The following is a 1,270-nucleotide window of genomic DNA, read 5'->3' on the forward strand; positions in this document are numbered from 1 at the left end:
TGACCTGCCACGGGTAATTTCCTCCATCTGAGATTAGAGTCCGGCCTCGATTGAAGGACGGACTGATGAAGAGAAAGCGGTTTACGGAAGAGCAGATCATCGCGGTTCTGCGTGAGCACGAAGCGGGGGCGAAGGCGGGCGACCTGGCGCGCAAGCATGGGATCTCCGAGGCGACGCTGTATAACTGGAAGGCGAAGTATGGCGGGATGGACGTCTCCGATGCCAAACGGCTGAAAGCCTTGGAAGACGAGAACGCGAAGCTGAAGAAGCTGCTCGCCGACCAGATGCTGGAAGCCTCGGCACTGCGCGAGCTTCTATCAAAAAAATGGTAGGGCCCGCCGCCAAGCGCGAAGCCGTCGCGCATCTGCGGGCCACGATGGGCCTATCGGAGCGGCGGGCCTGTTCCTTCGTCGACGCCGATCGTAAGATGATCCGCTACCAGTCTCGCCGAGCGCCAGAGGCGGCACTGCGCGGCCGGCTACGCGACCTGGCCAACGAGCGCCGGCGCTTCGGCTATCGGCGGCTGTTCATTCTGCTCAGGCGCCAGGGCGAGGCATCGGGTATCAACCGCATCTATCGTCTTTACCGCGAGGAAGGACTGACGGTGCGCAAGCGTCGGGCGCGACGACGAGCCGTCGGCACGCGGGCGCCGATCCTGGTCGAGGCAAAGCCGAATGCGCGCTGGTCGCTGGATTTCGTGCATGACCAGTTCGCCTGCGGCCGGCGCTTCCGTGTGCTCAACATCGTCGACGACGTGACGCGCGAATGTTTGGCCGCGATTCCGGACACCTCGATCTCCGGCCGCCGGGTGGCGCGTGAACTGACGGAACTGATCGCCCGGCGCGGCAAGCCAGGCATGATCGTCTCCGACCACGGCACCGAGTTCACCTCGAACGCGATCCTCGCCTGGTCGAAGGATCATCAGGTGGAATGGCACTTCATCGCGCCAGGCAAGCCGATGCAGAACGGCTTCTGCGAAAGCTTCAACGGGCGGATGCGGGACGAGTTGCTGAACGAAACCCTGTTCTTCGGCCTCGACCATGCCCGAACAACCATCGCCGAATGGGCAGACGACTACAACCGATCGCGCCCACATTCGGCGCTCGGATACATCACGCCTGCGGCCTATGCCGCCAATCTCACCGCAACGGACGATCGGCTGCGCAACCCCGACCAGCTCCGCCGATCACCCGTTGCCCAACCCGCGCCATACGGCGTAAAACCCGCCGAGGCTCTAACTGCAGCCGGATGAAAATTCAGTGGCAGGTCA

The 1,270-nt window shown here is 63.2% G+C and carries 2 protein-coding genes; both read left to right on the plus strand.

Annotated elements, in window-relative coordinates; all coding sequences use genetic code 11:
• Positions 1 to 50: 50 nt before the first annotated feature.
• Positions 51 to 332: a transposase gene (locus NKH80_RS30015; RefSeq protein ID WP_352995649.1), complete on the plus strand. Its 282-nt coding sequence runs from the start codon at positions 51 to 53 to the stop codon at positions 330 to 332.
• Complete coding sequence (locus NKH80_RS30020) at positions 317 to 1,252, plus strand: IS3 family transposase (protein ID WP_352995652.1); 936 nt, start codon at positions 317 to 319, stop codon at positions 1,250 to 1,252. The genes NKH80_RS30015 and NKH80_RS30020 overlap by 16 nt, the downstream gene beginning before the upstream one ends.
• Positions 1,253 to 1,270: the final 18 nt, after the last annotated feature.

This window comes from Mesorhizobium sp. M0904 (genome assembly GCF_040319475.1).
Lineage (GTDB): Bacteria > Pseudomonadota > Alphaproteobacteria > Rhizobiales > Rhizobiaceae > Mesorhizobium.